The organism is Pseudoalteromonas denitrificans DSM 6059, from assembly GCF_900112265.1.
Taxonomy (GTDB): Bacteria; Pseudomonadota; Gammaproteobacteria; order Enterobacterales; family Alteromonadaceae; genus Pseudoalteromonas; species Pseudoalteromonas denitrificans.
Map to the genome: position 1 here is coordinate 237,815 of NZ_FOLO01000001.1, position 20,848 is coordinate 258,662.

The following is a 20,848-nucleotide window of genomic DNA, read 5'->3' on the forward strand; positions in this document are numbered from 1 at the left end:
TTAGGTAAAAAAAATGATCACAGTTGCACCAGAAGTTTCAAATTCAGCAAATGGTTTAAAGTTAGACCTTAATAATTTGACACCAGCACAAACAGCATTAGAAATAAAAAATCTTGATTTATTTTATGGTGATAAGCAAGCGCTAAGTAATATCAATATGAAAATCCCAAAAGGTCAGGTTACTGCTTTTATTGGGCCATCAGGTTGTGGTAAGTCAACCTTGTTGCGTTGTATTAACCGTATGAATGACTTGGTTGATATTTGTCGCATTGAAGGTGAAATTCAACTTCATGGTGAAAACATATATGATAAAAAAGTAGATGTTGCAGCACTTCGCCGTAATGTCGGCATGGTATTTCAACGCCCAAACCCTTTTCCAAAATCAATTTATGAAAATGTTGTGTATGGTTTGAGACTACAAGGTATTAAAGATAAGCGTCGTTTAGATGAAGTTGTTGAAAAATCATTACGATCAGCTGCTATTTGGGATGAAGTAAAAGATAGATTACATGATAGTGCTTTTGGTTTATCGGGTGGTCAGCAACAAAGACTCGTAATAGCGCGGTCAATTGCAATTGAGCCTGAAGTATTATTATTAGACGAACCAACATCTGCACTTGATCCTATTTCTACTTTAGTTATTGAAGAATTAATTGGTGATTTGAAAGAAAAATTCACAGTGGTAATTGTAACGCATAATATGCAACAGGCAGCACGTGTATCGGATCAAACTGCATTTATGTATATGGGCGAACTAATTGAATATTCAGATACAAACACTTTATTTACAACGCCTGTTAAAAAGAAAACAGAAGATTATATAACAGGCCGTTATGGTTAATAACTTTATAGTGTACTTTTAGTTTAACCATTACATGGCAATATTTTAGGAAAAATTATGGAACATAATTTAAGTAAACATATTTCAGGAAAGTTCAATCAAGATTTAGAAAATGTACGTAATCATGTTTTAGCTATGGGCGGTTTAGTTGAACAACAATTAAACTCAGCTCTTGATGCTGTTTCAGCAAATGACTCAGAGCAAGCTCGACAAGTTGAAAAAGATGATTATAAAGTAAACGCAATGGAGGTGAGCATAGATGAAGAGTGTACGCGTATCATTGCAAAGCGTCAGCCTGCAGCAAGTGACTTGCGCTTAGTGGTTGCCATTGCAAAAACAATTGCGGATTTAGAGCGAATAGGAGATGAGGCACGCAGGATTGCACAGGTTGCACTTGATTCTTTTTCAAAAGAGCAACAAGACCTTTTAGTGATGATAGACAATATGGGTCGTCAAGTTTCAAAAATGTTGCATGATGTTTTGGATGCTTTTGCACGAATGGATGTTGAGGCCGCTTTTAAAGTACATAAAGAAGATGCTAAAGTCGATCGTGAATATGAAGCTTTAATTCGTCAAATCATGACATATATGATGGAAGATCCGCGATCTATTCCTAAAATAATGGCCTTAGTATGGTCTGTTCGTTCTTTAGAGCGTATTGGTGATAGGTGTCAAAATATTGCCGAATATGTCATTTACTTTGTTAAAGGTAAAGATATTCGTCATATATCTCAAGAAGATATAGAAAAAGACATTCTAAAGTTGTAATCGGATTTTTAGCTCAAATTATAAAAATTAAAATATTAATGGGTTTAAGGTCATAAAATCGATTCACAATCGAAGTTTATACTGTAAAATCCGCGCTGCAAATAAGAAATGAAGGGTAAATGATGTCTGGAAATGCGTTTTTTGGGGTCTTTGCAAAGTCTCCGATCAAACCTATAGAAGAACACATATTAAAAGTTCACCAAGCAAGTGAAACTTTAATGGATTTTTTCCAACATGTGTTTAAAAAAGAATGGCAACAAGCTGAACAAGTTCGTTTACAAATTAGGACATTAGAGCGTGAAGCTGATGTAATGAAACGAAACATTCGAATTCAGTTACCAAGAGGTTTATTTTTACCTGTTGAGCGTACCGACTTATTAGAGTTGATCACACAGCAAGATAAAATAGCCAATAAAGCTAAAGATATTGCTGGCCGTGTTATAGGTCGTGAGATGGATATACCAAGTGAAATTCAAGCTGATTTCCTTACTTATTTATCTCGTTGTATTGATGCTACAAAACAAGCATCTAATGCAATAAATGAATTAGACGAATTACTAGAGACTGGCTTTAGAGGCCGCGAAGTGACTTTAGTAGAAAAAATGTTAGTGGAATTGGATGCCATTGAGCAAGATACTGACGAAATGCAAATTAAACTACGTAGGCAGTTACGTCATATAGAAGGTGAAATGAATCCTATCGATGTTATGTTCTTATATAAGATCATTGAATGGGTGGGTGATTTAGCCGATATTGCAGAGCGTGTTGGTTCTCGTCTTGAGTTAATGTTAGCTCGTTAGTTATATTTATAAAAATTAAAGCGAAAAGGTAATCCTATGGATTTTATTTCATCCTATGGCACAATTTTAGTTCTAATTGCTGCGGCAGTTGGTTTTTTCATGGCTTATGGTATTGGTGCAAATGATGTTGCCAATGCAATGGGCACATCTGTTGGCTCAAAAGCGCTAACGATTAAACAAGCAATCATTATTGCAATGATTTTTGAATTCGCTGGGGCATATCTTGCTGGTGGCGAAGTTACTTCTACGATTCGTAAGGGCATTATAGACGCCTCATACTTTACAAATACACCTGACTTATTTGTTTTAGGTATGATTTCAGCATTATTTGCTGCCGGTGCTTGGTTATTAATTGCTTCGGCCTTAGGTTGGCCTGTATCTACAACGCATTCAATTATTGGTGCCATTATAGGTTTTGCTTTAGTTGCAGTGGGAACAGATGCAGTAACTTGGAGCAAGGTCGGTGGTATCGTTGGTAGCTGGATTATCACACCAGTATTATCGGGTGTGATTGCATATTTCATATTTATGAGTTCGCAGCGACTGATTTTTGATACCGCTGAACCGCTAAAAAATGCAAAACGTTACGTGCCTTTTTACATGGCTTTAGCTGGTTTTGTAATGGCGTTAGTGACCATCAAAAAAGGCTTGAAACATGTAGGTATTCACATGGGTTCTACAGAAGGTTTTGTTTGGGCTATTGCGATTGCTGTTGTGATAGGTGTGATTGGTAAAATTGCAATATCACGTTTAAAAATTGATTTGAATGCAGATAAACAAATGCAGTTCAATAATGTTGAAAAAGTATTTGGTTTATTGATGATTTTAACGGCAGCTTGTATGGCGTTTGCTCATGGCTCTAACGATGTGGCCAATGCGATAGGACCACTTGCCGCGGTCGTAGGTATTGTTGAAAGTGGTGGTGAAATCGTTAAAAAAACAACATTAGTTTGGTGGATTTTACCACTAGGCGGTATCGGTATCGTAGTTGGTTTGGCAACACTTGGTAAAAATGTAATGAAAACGATAGGTGAAGGTATTACACACTTAACACCTAGTCGTGGTTTTGCTGCTGAACTTGCTGCTGCTTCTACTGTTGTTATTGCGTCGGGTACTGGCATGCCAATCTCAACAACGCAAACTTTGGTTGGTGCTGTATTAGGTGTAGGCATGGCTCGAGGTATTGGCGCGCTAAACTTAGGTGTTATCCGTAATATCGTCGTTTCTTGGGTAATTACATTACCAATCGGTGCGTTTTTAGCGATAGCTATTTTCTTTATTTTAAGAACTGGTTTTGGCATCTAAAACTAAATATGATGATGCCGATTAAATAAGTTAAACGGCTTAATTGTGCTATAAAGAATACTAAAATCCGGTGACATAAGTCATCGGATTTTTTTATGCATAGCTTTAAAGGTATGAATTACTTGTTGAGATAATAGTTTAATGTAAACTCATCGTTTAGTAAGTGAGCTAGAAGATGTGTATTTACTTTAGTGAGTTTGGTGTGATTTTTAGTTTTTGATGAGAACGTAAGTCGTATGTCAGTAAATGCGCTTTAAAAGGGAAAGCATACTGCGCAGCTCAAAGAATGGAAAGTTAAGCGTTGTAATTAATAAAATTCAATTAGGAGAGCGTTTAGGCACCGAATCTCTTCTTTAATGCCATATACCTGAATCATATTTATTATATATCTGCGTTTAATTAAATACTGAAGTGAGCTATTTTAAATAAAAAAAGGAAGCTTTTAGCTTCCTTTTCTTATTTAAAATATCTAAGTTGGTAATTAAACCGTTGACTTAGGTATTAAATCACAGTGATTTTTTCAGCTTGAGGACCTTTTTGGCCTTGGGTAACAACAAACTGTACACGCTGACCTTCAGCAAGCGTTTTAAAACCAGTACTTTCAATTGCACTGAAGTGAGCAAAAACATCAGGGCCATTTTCTTGTTCAATAAATCCAAAACCTTTAGATTCATTAAACCATTTTACAGTACCAGTAGTCGTATTAGACATTGTTCAATCCTATTTTATCAAGAGTAATTTTGCTACTAAGGTAGACGACCGGACCTAGGGGGGAGCCATTTACCTTAACAGCTGTTTTGCTGAAATATAGTACTATTACTTATGAAAACAGGACGAGGTATTAGTTAGTGTTACATCGATAAAGTATTGCATAAATATTAAACGTATTTTCAAGCTAATTTTAAGTATATATAGGATCACTCTATAGTCAATATTTGAAGTGTGATAAAAATACAATTATTTTTATTTTATTATATGATTGTTTCCAAACTAAAATTTAAATCAGTGTTCATATAATCGTCATGTTTAGAGTGATATTTCAAAATCGTTATTTAAGCTTATTTAGCCTTATAATTTTTGTAACTGGCTGTGCTAAAAACTCGGTACCCCAGCACGCAGTCTATCAAGAATCAGGGACAAAGTTGAACATAGAATTTAAAAGCTTTGAAGCCTATCAAAATGCAACCGTAACTTGGTTAAATGAAAACCGCGTATTTTTAACTAAAAATAAGGCTAAAGAAATAAAGTTTAATGCTCCGTTTGAGCTATCAGCTAAACCGAGTTTAGATCAGGGGAAATCTAGGGGCATATTATTAGTACATGGTTTAGGTGATTCACCTTATTATTTTTCGGATGTCGCGCAGGAGCTCAGTGAGCGTGGTTTTTTAGTGAGAGTTTTGCTATTACCAGGGCATGGTTCTCGCCCTGGTGATTTACTCTCAGTATCATCAAAGAGTTGGGTGAGGTTGGTTGATATTCAAATAAACGCATTAAAGGCGCAAGTAGATGAAGTGTATTTAGGAGGGTTTTCAACAGGGGCAAATTTAGTCACAACAGCTGCGTTAATGGATGATGCCATAAAAGGTTTAGTCTTATTTTCACCTGCATTTGTAGCAAAAACTAAGCTAGCTCGTTTGAGTCCTTTATTACCTTGGTATGAACCTTGGCTTTGGATCAAATCACCACGTAGAATGAAGAATATTACTCGTTACTCACCTGTACCAAGCAATGCATTTGCGCAATATTATTATACAAGTCGAGATGTACAAGCCCAGCTAGCGATGAGTCAATTTTCAAAACCCGTTTTTATGGTGCTTAGTGAAGCTGATTCTGTTGTAAATGTTGAAGAAGTCGCTCTATTATTTAAGCAAAAATTTACCAATAAAAACTCAAAATTGCTTTGGTTTGGCCAGTCTAAAAATATTGATGATAATAGAATAGTTAATTTACCAGCCAAAATACTTGAATATAAAGTGAGTAATTATTCACATATGGGCGTTTTATTTAAACCCGATAATCACTATTTAGGTTATTCATCTGGCTTTAGGATTTGTGACAATGGTCAAACGGATATAGCTTACAGGAAATGTTATAACAAAGGAGAGGTTTGGTATTCTGCCTGGGGGCATCAAGAGCATAATAAAGTTCATTCGCGTTTAACATTTAACCCTCAATTTGATGAAATGATGGCAATCTTTGATACCGTATTTTATCAATCCAGTATCAAATAGTGCGTGATGAATTTAATCTTTTTGAGTGATAACTTTTAAGCGTTCAGCAAATTCTAAACATTGATTTTGTTGATCAATACATTTTGCATTACATAATTCAAATCCAATTTTTTTACTTCCACAGGTGTTTGTGCATTGAAAATATGTTTGTCCACAGCGTTTACTTTCAAGTTGATACTCTCTAGTTTCTTGTTTTTTAGACACGCTACAGCCAGTTAAAAGCATAAAAATTGTGAGGAAAACAGCTAATGCCTTCATTGTATATCTACTTGTATATTATCAATTAAACGAACTGAACCTAAAAATGCAGCAGCTAAAATAACAAAGCTTTTACATTGAGGGTTGGCTAGCTGTAAAGTTGATTTATCACAAATATTGAAATAATCGGGTTTTAGTCCTGCATCAGATAGGCTCTTTTTAGCTGAAACCATTAGTTTGTCATAATCTTGAACTCCAGCTGTTATCGCTTTTTGAGTTTCTTGTAGACATGCATATAAAACCTTCGCTAAATCTTTTTGATCAGGTGTTAAGTAACCGTTACGAGAGCTTTTAGCTAAACCTGATTCTTCACGTTTTGTTGAAACCGCGATAATTTTTATCGGCATAGACAAGTCTTCAACCATCGTTCGGATCACTTGCAATTGTTGAAAATCTTTTTCGCCAAAGCAGGCTATATCAGGTTGTACTAAATTAAAGAATTTACATACTACAGTAGAAACACCTCTGAAATGATCCGGGCGAGACTCAGCACAATGGCCTTGTGATACGCCAGGAACTTCAACAAAAGTCTGGACATCAAGTCCTTTAGGATAAATGATGTCAGGTGTTGGCGTAAATAATAAATCAGTATCTAAGGCTTCAAGGCCTTGTTGGTCTTGCTCTAAGGTTCTGGGGTAATTATCTAAGTCTTCATTAATACCAAACTGCATGGGATTAACAAAAATACTTGCAACAACTTTATCAGCCACTGATTTTGCTTTTTCAATCAGTGAAAAGTGACCTTGATGTAAATTGCCCATTGTTGGAACAAAAGCAACGGTTAAACCATTTAGTTTCCATTGTTTTATTTGTTCACGTAAAGCTGATAGTTCAGAGAGTGTTTTCATTAGTTGAATTCATGTTCTTTTGCTGGAAATTCGCCACTGGCGACATCTGTCATATATTTTTTTACGGCTGCAGGCATTGTACCTGCCTCTAATAAAAAGTTTTTAGAAAATTTAGGAATATAGCCTGCTGAAATACCAACTAAATCATGCATTACTAAAATTTGGCCATCAGTCTGGTTTCCTGCACCTATGCCAATTGTAGGTATATTAACCGCATCTGTTATTTGTTTAGCCAGTGCTGAGGGTATACATTCTAATACTAATAATTGCGCTCCAGCTTTTTCTAAAGCTTTAGCATCTTCAATCATTTTTTGTGCTTGTTCGAGTTCACGGCCCTGAATCTTAAAACCCCCAAATACATGCACAGATTGTGGTGTTAAACCTAAGTGACCACATACAGGTATACCTTGTTGTGTTAGAGCTGTAATAGAGTCATATAGCCATTCTCCACCTTCTAACTTAACCATATTGGCACCTGAACGCATTAATAGAGCTGCATTTTTACAGGTGTCGGCGACGTTTGAATAAGTCATAAAAGGCATATCAGCAATAACAAATGTATTAGGGGCACCAGCACGTACACATTTTGTATGGTAGGCAATATCTTGATTTGTGACTGCCAAGGTATCGGAGCCACCTTGTAACACCATCCCCATAGAATCACCAACTAATAAAACATGAACACCATTGTCTTCAAATAAGCTTGAAAAACTAGCATCGTAAGCGGTTAAAGCACCAATTTTAGTGCCTTCATTTTTCATTTTTCTTAAAGTCGATACGTTAATTTTTGACATTGTTATTCTCTATTTTTCAAAAATATTAAATTTTAGTTAGGCCATTTAATGACACTGTTTCGCTTAAAGTTTTTATTGTTGTTTGGTCCGGCAGGTAGAGTTCAGGTGCTATTTCTAATAAGGGATAGATCACAAATTCTCTGAGCTTCATACCGTAATGGGGTACTTTTAAATTTGGATAATCTATTACGAGATCGCCATACAATAAAATATCTATATCTAAAGTTCTTGGTCCCCAACGTTCATCTTTTCTGACGCGACCTAAATCTAGTTCTATTTTTTGTGTTTGTGCTAACAATACTAAGGGTTCAAGCTTGGTTTCAATGCAAGCAACTGCATTCACATAATCAGGTTGATCCTGAGGTCCCATAGGCTTACTAGTATAAAATGAAGAAACTAGGATTTCATTTTTTGTATTTGATAAGGCTTTTAGTGCTGTAACAGCCTGGTTAATTTGGTTAACCGGATCATTAAGGTTTGCACCTAAACCTAAATATACTTTGTAATAGCTCGACATTATTCTGTTGGCTTATTCTGCGCTTCAGGTTGACTGTTTACAGGTTTACGCTTACGAGGCCTGCGACGTTTTTTAGGTTTATCCGAATGATCTGTATTTCCAGAGTTTTTAGGTGAATTGAGCTCCTGAACCATTTGTTTTTGTACTTGTGGGTCATTATCTATATAGCCAGTCCACCAATCAGCAAGCTCATTTAAAGGACCTCCAGATATACTCGCTCTTAGCAACAAGAAATCATATGATGCTCTAAATCTAGGTTGTTGTGTTAACCTGAATGGACGTTGACCACTGCGTCTTGGCATCCGTTGTTGAATATGCCAAATATCACGTGCACCTAAGGTAAAGCGTTTAGGAACAGCGATATTTTTTGCGCTTTCAGATAAAATTTGATTGATAGCTAAATTAAAAATTTCGTATTCAGCTTGTTTTTCCTGTTGCATTAATTTCGCACAACGATTCTGCAGTGGATACCAGAGTAAAATAGCAAAAATATAAGCGGGTGTTACTTTTTTATTGGCATTAATACGTTTATCGGTATTAATAAACATTTGTTTTGTTAACTGAAATTCATCACCATCGGGAGATGCATCAAGTAAAATATCAAGAGCTGGGAATAACTCTTTAAATAAACCATACTTTCTTAATAATAAAAAGTTTTGTTCCGCTTTACCATTTAAGAATAATTTTAAACATTCTTCAAACAGTCGTGCAGATGGAATATTACCTAATAAAGATGACAGGTCAAAAATAGGAGCTTCAGTTTCAGGTGCTATGGTCATATCTAGCTTTGTTGCAAAACGAATAGCACGTAACATACGAACGGGATCTTCGCGGTATCTCGTTTCAGGATCGCCAATTAGCTCAATACGCCTATTTTTAATGGCTTGCATGCCACCAGCAAAATCTCTGATACTAAAATCTTTTACAGAGTAATACAGTGCATTGATAGAAAAATCACGTCGTTCAGCATCTTCCTCTATGCTGCCGTAAACGTTATCCCTTAATAATTGACCATGTTCACTTGATTGGCTAACTTGGTTTTTATCTTCTGGGGCATCATGATGACCACGCATAGTGGCAACTTCGATGATTTCTCTACCAAAAACAATATGTGCCAAACGAAAGCGTCGGCCAATTAATCGGCAATTACGAAATTGTTTTTTAATTTGTTCGGGTGTTGCATTAGTGACAATGTCAAAGTCTTTTGGTTCTATGCCTAATAAGGCATCACGGATACAGCCGCCCACTAAATAAGCATCATAACCGCCATCTTTTAAACGATATAAAACTTTAAGTGCATTAGGACTAAAGCTTTTACGTGAAACGCCATGTTCTGAACGTTCAATAACGAGAGGAGAGTCCATACTTGTTACTTCCTGAGATTGATCTTCGGTTTTTTTTTGTCCATTTTGCCCAACGACTTTACGGCAAAAATCAAATATTTTGGAAATAATAACAAGTCTCCTAAACCATGATGAAATTATATTTAAATTTAAGGCAGGTATAATATACCAGAGCAGCACAAAATTTAAGTATATATAAAATGTTTTAGTTGTTTTTAAGGGCTAAAAACTGGCAGTGTGGATTATTTTCATTTTTGATGAGTTGAATTTCAGTGACTTTAGGTATTTTATTTATATCCCAGTGAGAAATAGCCCAAGCGATGATCTCTTCTACTTTAAAATGCAATAATTCAGGAATAGGTGCTTGGCCTAAAAAACGCAATGCATCAAATAGTGCCAATTGTGGTTTTGTGATATCTATTGCTGGGGCATAATTTTGTTTTGAAAGTTTAAAACCTGGTTCTGCAACAGCTAATGGCACATGGGCAAATAAGGGGATATTTTCATTATATACATTAAATAAACTCATTTGTCGTACCGTTGGTTCTAATAAATCAGCACCGCGAACAATATGTGTAATGCCTTGATGAATATCATCTAATACAACAACCAATTGATATGCAAACAAGCCATCTCGTCTTTTTATAATATAATCTTCAGTGGCAAATGAAGTGTTAACACTCACTTTATTTTGTATTAAGTCATTGAACTTTAATACAGGAGAATTTTGCTTTATGCGAATAGCTTGGTTAATTGTTGGTAATTCAAGCTTACGGCAGGCATTATTATATATTCCGCCTAGAGCTTTAATTTGTTTTCTTGTACATTGGCAGGCGTAAAGTTGAGATTCGTCGAAAAGCTTTTCTAAATGTGTTTGATAAAAATCAAGTTGCGCACTTTGATAAGTAATGTGTTCATCCCAATGCAAACCGTAGGCATCAAGAGTTGATAATATTAAATCACTGGCACCTTTAACGGTTCTAGGTGTATCAATATCTTCAATACGAACTAACCATTGACCTAAATGTGATTTTGCATCTAAAAAACTAGCAAGAGCTGCAACAAGGGAACCAAAATGAAGTGGGCCGGAAGGCGAAGGGGCAAATCGACCTCGATATGCCCCAGATAATAAATCATTCAACTTTTTGAATACTTATTATTAATAGCCTGACTGTTTTTCTTTAATTTCTGCAAGTGTTTTACAGTCCACACATAAATCAGCTGTTGGACGTGCTTCTAATCGGCGAATACCAATTTCAATTCCACATGAATTACAGAAACCAAAGTCATCTTCTTCAATTAATTTGAGTGTTTTTTCAATTTTTTTAATTAGTTTACGTTCGCGATCTCGGGTACGTAATTCTAAAGAAAATTCTTCTTCTTGTGCAGCTCTATCTACTGGATCTGGAAAGTTTGCAGCTTCATCTTGCATATGGTTTTTTGTACGGTCAACTTCTTCTCGTAATTGAGTACGCCAAGTAGAAAGAATGTTTTTAAAGTGAGCTAGTTGATCATCGCTCATGTACTCTTCACCAGGTGCTTCTTGATACGGTGCGATATCCGCGTAAGCGTATTGACCTGGTTTTTTTTGCTCTGCCATATCTGACTCCTAATCCTTATTCTCAATCCCGATATAAATTCGGCGGCTATAAATAGCAAGAACTCAACCTATTAGCAAGAGATATTGTTATTTCAAGTGAAAATAATAAATATCTATTAAAAAATAAGTGTTTAAAGTCGATTGAATTTTAAACGGTTATTTTGTAAGTGTTTGTTTTTATTGTTACAGAAATTATATCTGTTTTTAATCTCTGCTTTATTCCTCATAAAGGTAAAAAAGGCAGAGGTTGATTTAATACAATCATATTTACATCTATATATGTGTTGTAACATAAAATTTCAACCCCTGCATCTAATGCATGTTGAATTCCATCTGCATATTTAGCATCTACGTGCCTAGCCGGAGATAACTTTTTAATACCTTGATGTTGTACCAAAAACAGTAAAACAGCTCGATGACCTTGCTGTTTCATGCTTATAAGCTCTCTTAAATGCTTTAATCCTCTAGTTGTCACAGCATCAGGAAAATACCCTTGACCATCACCTTGTTCGTTTTGTTTCAGTAAAGTGACACTTTTTATTTCGATATAACAATCTACATGATTTTCATCAGTTAATAATAGGTCTATTCTACTATTTTCATCACCATATTTAACTTCTTGTTGAATTGTTTGATAGTGTCTTAGTTCAGGTATGACTTTATCAACTATACCTTCACTCACTATTTTATTTGCTAAGGAAGTATTGACACAAATCATATCCCCCTTTTCATTTTGGCAAAGCTCCAAGCTATTTGGATACTTTCTTTTTAAATTATCACTTGTAGAGTAATGAACTTTAAAACCTGTCTCTGCACAGCCTGTCATCGCACCAGTGTTGGCACAATGTATCGTTCTTATTTCACCATTAGGTAACTCAATATCAGCTAAAAAGCGCTTATATCGTTTAATTAAAGTGGCAGATTGCAAGGTACTACTAAATTTCATTTTATTTAGTCTCAATTAGTTAGGATGCGCGTATTGCTTATAGTACACTTTTGATACTTCAAAAATGCAAGAGAAATGCACATGAGCGAAAAAATGATTGTACGATTAACAGAGCAAGCCCCCGCAGCCCACTGGGGTAAAGTAAATTTATCTTTTGATAATAGCGGTGCGTTTGTTCATTTATCTGAATCTGAAACTTTAAAGCACGTACAAAAATCAGCGCGTGCTTTAGCTGGCCAAGGTATTAGTGATGTAATACTCGAAGGTGACGCTTGGTGTACTGAAAGTCAATGGGCTTTTTATCAAGGTTTTGTTAGCCCTAAAGCACAAGATGGTGTGACATTTGTTGATAATTCACAATCAGATTTAAAAGAGCTGGCTAACTTAAAAGCATCGGCTGTATTTGCACGTAATGTGATAAATGGTTCTGCAGAGGATATTAATCCTGAAAGCCTAGCTGAAAAGGCTGCTGAATTTATTCAGTCATTAGCCCCTGAGCATGTGAGTTATCAAATAATAAAAGGCGATGCTTTATTAGAAGCTCAGTGGATAGGCATTCATAGTGTTGGTAGAGGAAGTGATCGTAAACCAGTTTTATTAGAGTTAGATTACAACCCTACAGGTGATGAGAATGCTCCTGTTTCGGCTGCTTTAGTAGGTAAAGGCATTACGTTCGATTCAGGCGGTTACTCTATAAAAGCCAGTGAAGGTATGGCTACAATGAAATGTGATATGGGTGGCGCGGCTACAGTAACGGCTGGATTAGCATTAGCAATAAACCGTGGCATAGATAAACGCATTAAACTATTTTTATGTTGTGCTGAAAACTTAATTTCAGGTAACGCATATAAATTAGGTGATATTTTAACCTATAAAAATGGTACGACAGTTGAGATACTAAATACAGATGCAGAAGGCCGTTTAGTACTGGCTGATGGCTTAATGGCAGCAAGTGAAACAGGTGCCCCTCTAATTATAGATGCTGCAACTTTAACTGGCGCTGCTTTAATGGCTGTAGGTCAAGACTATAATGCATTATTTGGTTTAGATAAATCGCTTGTCCGTGAAGTTGAAAGTTTTGCAGCAGATGAATTTGAAGCTGCTTGGCCTCTACCGCTTGAAAAATGGCATCAAGATAAATGTCCATCTCCATATGCCGACACTGCAAATAGCCGTTCACAAAAAGGTGGTGGTTTTGGTGGTGCGTCAAATGCAGCTGGTTTCTTATCTCGCTTTGTAGGCAATGAAGGCCAAGGTTGGGTTCATATTGACTTAGCAGCTTGCTTTGAAAATAGTGCTGGTAGCCAATGGTCTGCAGGTGCAACTACTTTAGGTATGCGTACAGTAGCCAGAACTTTGCTTGAAAAAGTATAAGTTAAACTATGCTCAGTTAGGTTTAACTACTTGACTGAGCTTAAACGAAAATAGGAAAGGCATGTTACATATTACTAATGGAGATAATGGCAATAGTTATTTAAAAAAAATAGGTATCGAAGGGCAATTTCAAGCCTGGCAGGATGTACTTCATCATGGTCCTATCACATCAGAAACAAACATTGAGAAAATTAGTTTATACCGCAGTGAATTTTTAGCTGAATTTTTTTGCATTGCGTTGGCTCAAGTGAAATTAAAATTTAAGCAAAGGGATGAAGCTTTATTATCATTGGAGGCCACAGATGAAGTTATCTTATGGCTCACACCTGAGTTATTTGACTGTTTGATTGGCTTACAGTTTTTAGCTTGGTTTCAAAACGCTCAATTAGAGCAAAGTAATCTAAAAATAGTCTTTTTACCGGATCATTTACCACCAAGAGAACACAATGCTGAACATATAAAACAATATTTTAAAACTCGATTCTCACCTGAAAAGTCGTTTTATAAATTAACAGATCATATTTGGCAAGCATTAACTTCAAATCGGGCAGAGCAGAGTGTTAAATTACAACAATGTTTAGAATATGATTTTAAATATTGGCCGAACTTAAAACACGCTATCATACGCTTTATTGAAGAAACGCCTCCAGCTCCTGAGCTATCTAGAACTCAATGGCAAATACTTGATGCTTTAACAGAAAAACCGCTTTCACTTGCACAGTTATTTGGTGTAAATCAACAGTTAGAAGAAGTGCCTTTTATGGGGGATTTAAGTTTTTGGTCTATTTTAGAGTTAATGAGAGACTTAGTTGAAATTGATACACAAGAGTGTATTTTGCATCAAGATTTAATGTTTTATCACTTACATCAAGCTACTTTAACAAAAAAAGGGGTGGGTTTAATAAGTGGGGGCGGGTAGTTGTGCAAATTCACTGGTATTTCTGCCGTTTGATTTTGCAAAATATAAGGCCTTATCGGCATACTCTAATAGCATATGATAGTTATTATCTGCATGTGCCTGACTTATAGCAATCCCTATACTAACGGTTAATTTTTTTGAGGCTTTACTTTTTGCATGGGGGATATTAATGGCCGATATTTTATCATGTATTCTCTGTGCAAGTGTTAATAAGCTTTGGTTTTGGGTTTGATTGACAACAACAATAAATTCTTCACCACCAATTCTCCCAACTAAATCATCAGCCCTAAATAATGAAAGCTCTAATGCGCTTGCTACTTTTATTAAAGCTTCATCACCATTAATATGACCATAATGATCGTTATAATCCTTAAAATAATCAATATCTATTATTAATACGCCTATTTCTGTTTTATAACGGCATGCATTTCGCCAGTTTCTTTCAAGAAAATCATCAATCTCTCTACGATTAAATAAACCAGTTAGTGGGTCATGAGTTGCATGGTTTGCCAATATATCAAGTCTTTTTTTGTAACGTACATGTACTTTTAATCGTTCGAAAAAACTATTTTTTTGTTGTGGGAAATGTAGATAGTCACTTGCCCCCATATATAAAGCTTGCATCTCTTGGCTTTCAAATGTGCTATTTTGAAAGTAAATGATTGGAATGGTTATATTTTGATTTTCATTAATACGACTACATAGGCTAAATTGCATATCAAGTTTACTTTCAACAAGAATTAAGCAAGGATGGTGTTTTATAGTGCTTTTAAATAACTCTGAAATCTTGTTATGGAAAACCATTTCAAAGCTTTCATTTTCACTTAATGATATTAAGGTTGCTTCGCTATCAGGTAAGCATAAAATATCAATTCTATCTTTTGCCTTAAAACCACACACATTATTATTTTCATTATTATTTTTAATGCCTAACTTTATAAAGTTATTTAAACTTTTTGCATTTTGAAGGCCTAACATGACCTCACCTCGGTTATTGGTGAGTGCAGGAATACGTAAGTCAAAATCACCATGAAACCAAAGTTGTTGCCAACTATCTAGTTTATTATCAAATTTTTGAGGTAAAGATAGCGGCTTGATATTTATTTGTTCGATTATACTTTCTAATATACTCTTTTCAGAGATATCTAAATTATTAAGCCATAGAGCTTCATAAGCTAAGCTTCTGAACATATGTGTTTTTTCAGGATATTGCTGCATGATGGTCAATAGATAATTATTCGCTAACTCGGTATTTGGTATTAAATTAGGATTTATTATTTTTATTTCAGGTGCACGTTTAAGTACTAATTGATATTCAGTTTTTAGTAAGTCGAGCTGTTTCGGATCGTTTGAAGAAGAACTGGCTCCTGGAGCATGTTGAATAACACGCCAGTTGACTTTATTAAGTAAACCTAAGTTATCTAGCCTTTGATGCAAAACATAACAAAAAGGACAATTAAAGTCAGCATAAACAATTGTTTTGTGGTCAGGCAAAATTAAACTCTTATTTTTAGTTGTAACTCTATGAGCTTAGTTTAATTTTTATAACATTGTGAATAATATAGATGAATTAAAAAGGGCCATAAGGCCCTTTTTATTTACTTACTTAGTATTATTTTGAAGCAATATATTGATCTACAAAGTTTTCAAGTACATTGAGTGGTAAAGGTCCATTCTTAAGTACAACATCATGAAATTCACGAATATCAAATTTATTACCTAGCTTCTCTTTTGCCATTTTACGAAGTTCTAAAATTTTCAGCATGCCAATTTTATAAGCAGTTGCTTGTGAAGGCATTACGATATGACGCTCAACCATTTTAATGCCGTCAGAAGTGGCATTTGGCGTATTATTTACATAATAGTCTATACCTTCTTGGCGAGTCCATTTCATAGCGTGAATACCAGTATCAACAACTAAACGACATGCACGCCATAATTCCATTGATAGACGGCCAAAATCTGAATATGGGTCTGAATATAACCCCATTTCTTTTGGTAAAAATTCAGAATATAAGCCCCAACCTTCAACATAAGCGGTATAACGACCAAATTTTCTAAACTTAGGCATATCTTCAAGCTCTTGCGCTATCGCAATTTGCATGTGATGGCCTGGGATGCCTTCATGATAAGCAAGCGCTTCCATTTGGTAAGTTGGCATTGCTTCCATATCGTATAAATTGGCGTAGTAGTAACCAGGGCGTGAACCATCAGGGGCTGGTTGCTGATAGAAGGCTTTACCGGCAGCTTTTTCACGGAATGCTTCAACGCGCTTAACAACAAGATCTGCTTTAGGTTTTACAATAAATAGCTCATCTAAGCGGGATTTCATTGTATCAATCATATTTACAGCACCATCTAAGTACTCTTGTTTTCCTGCTTCTGTATTTGGTAAATAAAACTGTTTATCTGTTTTCATAAATTGCATAAAGGCTTTTAAATCGCCTTTAAAGCCAACTTTATCTTTTATGATACGCATTTCATCATGAATGCGCGTCACTTCACTTAACCCTATATTATGAATTTTTTCAGCTGTTAAATCTGTTGTGGTTGTGCGTGCTAGAGCATTGTTGTAAAAGTCTTTACCGTTTGGAAACTTCCAAGCTCCGTCTTTATTGTCAGCACGAATTTCAAGGGTTTTGATATATGAAATTAATTTCTCGTATGCTGGTTTTATTGCTGATTCTAAGCTTTTAGTTGCTTGTGAAATAAGCATATCTTTTTCAGATTGCTTCACTTCAAGTTTATTAACTTTACGTTTAAAGTCAGCTAATAAAGTTGAATCCTCACCTGATTCAAAAGGTGCACCTTTTATGATATTTTTACTTGATTCAATAACATGAGGAAAAACAAATTTAGGAGCTATAATACCTTTTTTTGCTCTGATCTCTAAGTCTTCTTCTAATTGTGCAAATACACTTGGTACACCATTTAAACGCGATATATAAGCTTTAGCATCGGATATATTTGAAATTTGGTGTTGGTTGATTAAAAATGCCGGGATCATAGAATGTGTACCGTACATTTGATTAACCGGATAAGTATGAAAACGCCATTTAAAGTCGGCGATTGTATCTTCTAGGTTCTGCTTCATTAAGTCGTAGCTTACTTTTGTGGCAGCATCTAATTTGTCGTAATTTATTGCATTTAAAGTAGCTAGGTCTTTTTTAGTGAGAGCAAAGTCTTCTAAAGTTCTCGCTTCAGAACCATCATCCCACTTATCATAATCTTTCTTAATACCCATATATGATTGATACACAGGGCTGCGCATCACTTCACGCGTAAATGACTCTTCAAAAAAGGCATTGGCTTTTTGTGACTCAGTTTGGGTGGTTTGTACTGTGTCAGTAGCTTTATCGGTTGAATTTGTAGTTTGAGTTTGTAGACAACCCGTTAATAAAACGGTACTGATTGCTGTTGCAATAAGTGTGAACTTGAGCATGACTTAACCTTTTTATCTTTATGTGAAGAGTATTATTTGAGGATATTGTATATACCCTCATTTTAAAACCCAGCAGAATTTTGTAACGAATCTTATCGTCAGACAAATAATTCTAACAAATCGTTTAAGTAGCGGTGGCCTTTTGCGGTGACTTGCCATTGAGGTGCGTTGTTTTGAGTTAAAGAGTGTGCAATTAAGCCCTGTTTTTTTGCTTTGTCGAAAGCTTGATCGACCACTTTAAGTGACAAACCGGTTAAATCACTAAATTCACTTTGGTTAAACGCTTCAAATAAGCGCAAGCGGTTCATAAAAAACTCAAAAGGTAACTCATCTTGTGCTACAGACCACTTGTTAAATAAATAACTTTTAGTTTGTTCTGTTTCACTTGGTGCCATATAACCTTTAGGGTGTTTAATTTTAACTGTTCTTAATATTTTATTTTGCACCGGCAGCGTTATTTTACCATGAGCACCACAACCTATCCCTAAATAGTCTCCAAAACGCCAATAATTTAAATTATGCTGGCATTGATATTCTTCCAAGCTATATCCAGATATTTCATATTGCTGGTAACCGGCCTCTTGTAATAATAAATGACCTTGCTCTTGAATATCCCATAGAGCGTCATCTTCAGGCAGTTTAGGTGGGCGTGAATGAAATTGTGTATTTTCTTCTATTGTGAGTTGATACCAAGAAATATGCTTAGGTTTTAGTGCAATTATTTTTTCTAAATCCCCTAATGCATCCTCTAAGCTTTGCCCTGGTAAACCATGCATTAAATCAAGATTAAAACTATTTAAACCGGATGTTTTTGCTTGTTCAGCTGCTTTAATTGCTTCATCAGCATCATGAATGCGACCAAGGGCCTTAAGTTTGTCATTTTGCATACTTTGTATGCCAATAGATATACGGTTGACACCTGCTCTAACATAGCCTTTAAAACGGCCTGTTTCTACTGTGCCTGGATTCGCTTCTAAAGTGATCTCTATATTCTTTTCAAAAGGGATCATTTTTTTGATGCCAGACAGCAAATCAGCGATGGCTTTTTCTGTCATTAAACTTGGTGTACCACCGCCAATAAATATAGATTTTAAATATCGCCCTTGCACATAGTGTAAGTCTTGTTTTAAATCATTGAGTAAATCTTGAATGTAGTCAGATTCAGGTATTTCTCCTTTTTGGCTATGACTGTTGAAGTCACAATAAGGACATTTTTGTACACACCATGGTATATGCACATATAAACTTAATGCAGGTAATATCATATTTATGCTTGTAACTTATTTTGTAATAAAACTAATAATTGCTTAAGTGCTTTCCCTCTATGGCTTAAGGTGTTTTTTGTAGCCTTATCTAATTCGGCTGAAGTGACACCTTTCTCTGGGACATAAAAAACAGGATCATAACCAAAGCCATTGAGACCACTTGCCTCAATTGTAATTCTTCCCTCCCAAAAACCTTGACAAATTAAAGGTGTAGGATCATCTGCATGGCGCATTAAAACTAATACACACCAAAACCTTGCAGTACGTTTTTCAGCGGGAACAGCTTCTAGATCTGATAGTAATTTTATAATATTGTCTTTATCGTTGGCATCGTTTCCTGCAAAACGCGCAGAATATATACCTGGTGCTCCGTTCAAAGCATCGACTTCAAGTCCTGAGTCATCGGCAATCACAGGTAGTCCTGTAATTTTTGCTGCATGTCGTGCTTTGATTATCGCATTCTCAACAAAAGTAGTGCCAGTTTCAGCTACTTCTGGCACATTAAATTCACTTTGTGGCAGTACTTCGATATTTAAAGAGCCTAACATATCGCTTAACTCTTTAACTTTCCCTAAGTTACCAGTTGCTAATACTAATTTATTCATGAAAAACTACATCATTAATTACTCATAATGTTGATCATACTGATGACTATTTTAAAAAGCTATTTAAAATAGCTTAACTAATAATAAACCGACGGCAATATAAACGGCTAACTCTATGCTTGCAATGCCAATATTATCTTGTTGGTCAATTTCAGATTCGGTATTTATTTTTGGTAATGCTAAGCGTATGGCTAGTGCGCTTAAAAATTGCTGCAGAAAAATCAAAATACCACAGTGAAGTGCAACCATAAGTAAATTTTCGACCATTTTACCTGGAAAGTAGTTTGTGCTTGCTAAACCTGCATAAATGGCCAAACAAGTTCCTAAGGTTTGTCCGCCATAACGCAAACCCAGTGAAATGTTTTCAAACTTAAATTGATTTTGTAAAGAACTACCTTGGTTAGCTTTACTAAATAAGTACTCATGCCAACGGCTATTTAAGTACAGAAAAAATTGGAGTTGAATAAAAGTAACGGCAAGTATGAGTAAACCATCTAAACTTTGTGCATGCGACCAATTATATAAACCCAGAATAAGCACTCCATTACCTATCATGACGCCTGATTCAACTAATGCCGCACAGATATTTTTATGCTGAATTTCTTTTTCTTCGTTAAAATCTTTTAAGATAATTTTAGCGTGGATACTTTTACCTAAATGTATATAGGCAAATGCAAAAACCATAAGGAAAAAGCCATAAATAGCGTCAGCTTGAATGTCAGTAAAACTTAAATTTTTAAATAAAAAACCGGTTACAACCAGTACAGTAAATAATGTTGCAGCATAACTTATACCCATAGCAAAGTTATCTTTTTGTGCAAGTTCTCTGCGTAAGCCATGCGGAGATTTGTTTTTTATTATTGAACGAACAATTAAAATTACCAATAAGGCCAGAATAAAAGAACAGGAAAGAGCGATAAATGCTTGATTTGAAAGAGTGATATAATCCATAGTGTGGTGCTATCGTATTCGAATCATCAGATTTTATATGA

General features: G+C 35.4%; 21 protein-coding genes. 7 read left to right on the forward strand and 14 right to left on the reverse strand.

Annotation, left to right across the window (positions count from 1 at the left end; translation table 11 throughout):
• Nucleotides 1–13 precede the first annotated feature (13 nt).
• The 4 genes from pstB (at nt 14) to BM088_RS00940 (ending at nt 3,714) form a co-directional block, all read left to right on the forward strand.
• On the forward strand, nt 14–841 hold the full coding sequence (gene pstB / locus BM088_RS00925; RefSeq protein ID WP_091978906.1) for a phosphate ABC transporter ATP-binding protein PstB: 828 nt from the start codon (nt 14–16) through the stop codon (nt 839–841).
• 57 nt (nt 842–898) lie between these two features.
• Nucleotides 899–1,609 (forward strand): phosphate signaling complex protein PhoU, encoded by a 711-nt coding sequence (phoU, locus tag BM088_RS00930; protein WP_091978908.1) that lies wholly within the window; start codon nt 899–901, stop codon nt 1,607–1,609.
• Between the two features lie 122 nt (nt 1,610–1,731).
• The gene (locus tag BM088_RS00935; RefSeq protein WP_091978910.1) at nt 1,732–2,409 is read left to right on the forward strand and encodes a TIGR00153 family protein; all 678 of its coding nucleotides are present in this window, start codon (nt 1,732–1,734) and stop codon (nt 2,407–2,409) included.
• A gap of 36 nt (nt 2,410–2,445) precedes the next feature.
• A complete protein-coding gene (locus BM088_RS00940) occupies nt 2,446–3,714 on the forward strand; it encodes an inorganic phosphate transporter (protein WP_091978912.1) in 1,269 nt (422 codons plus the stop codon).
• A gap of 501 nt (nt 3,715–4,215) precedes the next feature.
• On the opposite strand, the gene BM088_RS00945 is transcribed toward BM088_RS00940, so the two are convergent.
• On the reverse strand, nt 4,216–4,425 hold the full coding sequence (locus tag BM088_RS00945) for a cold-shock protein (protein ID WP_091978914.1): 210 nt from the start codon (nt 4,423–4,425) through the stop codon (nt 4,216–4,218).
• A gap of 431 nt (nt 4,426–4,856) precedes the next feature.
• Between BM088_RS00945 and BM088_RS00950 the strand changes: the two genes are divergently transcribed.
• Complete coding sequence (locus BM088_RS00950; protein WP_177207907.1) at nt 4,857–5,945, forward strand: alpha/beta hydrolase; 1,089 nt, start codon at nt 4,857–4,859, stop codon at nt 5,943–5,945.
• Between the two features lie 12 nt (nt 5,946–5,957).
• Here the strand turns inward: BM088_RS00950 and BM088_RS00955 are convergent, their stop codons facing one another.
• The 8 genes from BM088_RS00955 to sfsA form a co-directional block, all read right to left on the reverse strand.
• Nucleotides 5,958–6,203 carry a hypothetical protein gene (locus tag BM088_RS00955; protein ID WP_091978918.1) on the reverse strand — a complete coding sequence of 82 codons (246 nt, stop codon included), beginning with the start codon at nt 6,201–6,203 and terminating at the stop codon, nt 5,958–5,960.
• On the reverse strand, nt 6,200–7,051 hold the full coding sequence (gene panC, locus BM088_RS00960) for a pantoate--beta-alanine ligase (protein WP_091978920.1): 852 nt from the start codon (nt 7,049–7,051) through the stop codon (nt 6,200–6,202). The genes BM088_RS00955 and panC overlap by 4 nt, the downstream gene beginning before the upstream one ends.
• Entirely contained in the window at nt 7,051–7,845 is a 795-nt protein-coding gene (gene panB, locus BM088_RS00965; protein ID WP_091978922.1) for a 3-methyl-2-oxobutanoate hydroxymethyltransferase, read from the reverse strand. Before panB ends, panC begins: the two co-directional genes overlap by 1 nt.
• Nucleotides 7,846–7,870: 25 nt before the next feature.
• A complete protein-coding gene (gene folK, locus BM088_RS00970; protein WP_091978924.1) occupies nt 7,871–8,362 on the reverse strand; it encodes a 2-amino-4-hydroxy-6-hydroxymethyldihydropteridine diphosphokinase in 492 nt (163 codons plus the stop codon).
• Nucleotides 8,362–9,726 (reverse strand): polynucleotide adenylyltransferase PcnB, encoded by a 1,365-nt coding sequence (pcnB, locus tag BM088_RS00975; protein ID WP_091978926.1) that lies wholly within the window; start codon nt 9,724–9,726, stop codon nt 8,362–8,364. Before pcnB ends, folK begins: the two co-directional genes overlap by 1 nt.
• Before the next feature lie 184 nt (nt 9,727–9,910).
• Nucleotides 9,911–10,846: a tRNA glutamyl-Q(34) synthetase GluQRS gene (gene gluQRS / locus BM088_RS00980; RefSeq protein ID WP_091978928.1), complete on the reverse strand. Its 936-nt coding sequence runs from the start codon at nt 10,844–10,846 to the stop codon at nt 9,911–9,913.
• Nucleotides 10,847–10,864: 18 nt separating this feature from the next.
• Entirely contained in the window at nt 10,865–11,305 is a 441-nt protein-coding gene (gene dksA, locus BM088_RS00985; protein ID WP_091978930.1) for an RNA polymerase-binding protein DksA, read from the reverse strand.
• Between the two features lie 223 nt (nt 11,306–11,528).
• Nucleotides 11,529–12,251, reverse strand: a complete 723-nt coding sequence (sfsA, locus tag BM088_RS00990; protein ID WP_091978932.1) for a DNA/RNA nuclease SfsA — start codon at nt 12,249–12,251, stop codon at nt 11,529–11,531.
• A gap of 81 nt (nt 12,252–12,332) precedes the next feature.
• On the opposite strand from sfsA, the gene pepB reads away from it, so the two are divergent.
• Both pepB and BM088_RS01000 read left to right on the forward strand, forming a co-directional pair.
• Nucleotides 12,333–13,625 (forward strand): aminopeptidase PepB, encoded by a 1,293-nt coding sequence (pepB, locus tag BM088_RS00995; RefSeq protein ID WP_091978934.1) that lies wholly within the window; start codon nt 12,333–12,335, stop codon nt 13,623–13,625.
• A 61-nt stretch (nt 13,626–13,686) separates the two neighbouring features.
• Complete coding sequence (locus tag BM088_RS01000) at nt 13,687–14,544, forward strand: RNA polymerase subunit sigma-24 (RefSeq protein WP_091978936.1); 858 nt, start codon at nt 13,687–13,689, stop codon at nt 14,542–14,544.
• Here the strand turns inward: BM088_RS01000 and BM088_RS01005 are convergent.
• From BM088_RS01005 to BM088_RS01025, 5 genes are all read right to left on the reverse strand, one after another.
• On the reverse strand, nt 14,524–16,038 hold the full coding sequence (locus BM088_RS01005) for a diguanylate cyclase (RefSeq protein ID WP_091978938.1): 1,515 nt from the start codon (nt 16,036–16,038) through the stop codon (nt 14,524–14,526). The genes BM088_RS01000 and BM088_RS01005 overlap by 21 nt on opposite strands.
• A 118-nt stretch (nt 16,039–16,156) precedes the next feature.
• The gene (locus BM088_RS01010) at nt 16,157–17,986 is read right to left on the reverse strand and encodes a DUF885 domain-containing protein (protein ID WP_091978941.1); all 1,830 of its coding nucleotides are present in this window, start codon (nt 17,984–17,986) and stop codon (nt 16,157–16,159) included.
• A 98-nt stretch (nt 17,987–18,084) separates the two neighbouring features.
• Complete coding sequence (hemW, locus tag BM088_RS01015; protein ID WP_091978943.1) at nt 18,085–19,251, reverse strand: radical SAM family heme chaperone HemW; 1,167 nt, start codon at nt 19,249–19,251, stop codon at nt 18,085–18,087.
• A gap of 2 nt (nt 19,252–19,253) precedes the next feature.
• Nucleotides 19,254–19,856 carry an XTP/dITP diphosphatase gene (locus BM088_RS01020; protein ID WP_091978945.1) on the reverse strand — a complete coding sequence of 201 codons (603 nt, stop codon included), beginning with the start codon at nt 19,854–19,856 and terminating at the stop codon, nt 19,254–19,256.
• 63 nt (nt 19,857–19,919) lie between these two features.
• Nucleotides 19,920–20,807 carry a DUF350 domain-containing protein gene (locus tag BM088_RS01025; protein ID WP_091978947.1) on the reverse strand — a complete coding sequence of 296 codons (888 nt, stop codon included), beginning with the start codon at nt 20,805–20,807 and terminating at the stop codon, nt 19,920–19,922.
• Between the last annotated feature and the right edge of the window lie 41 nt (nt 20,808–20,848).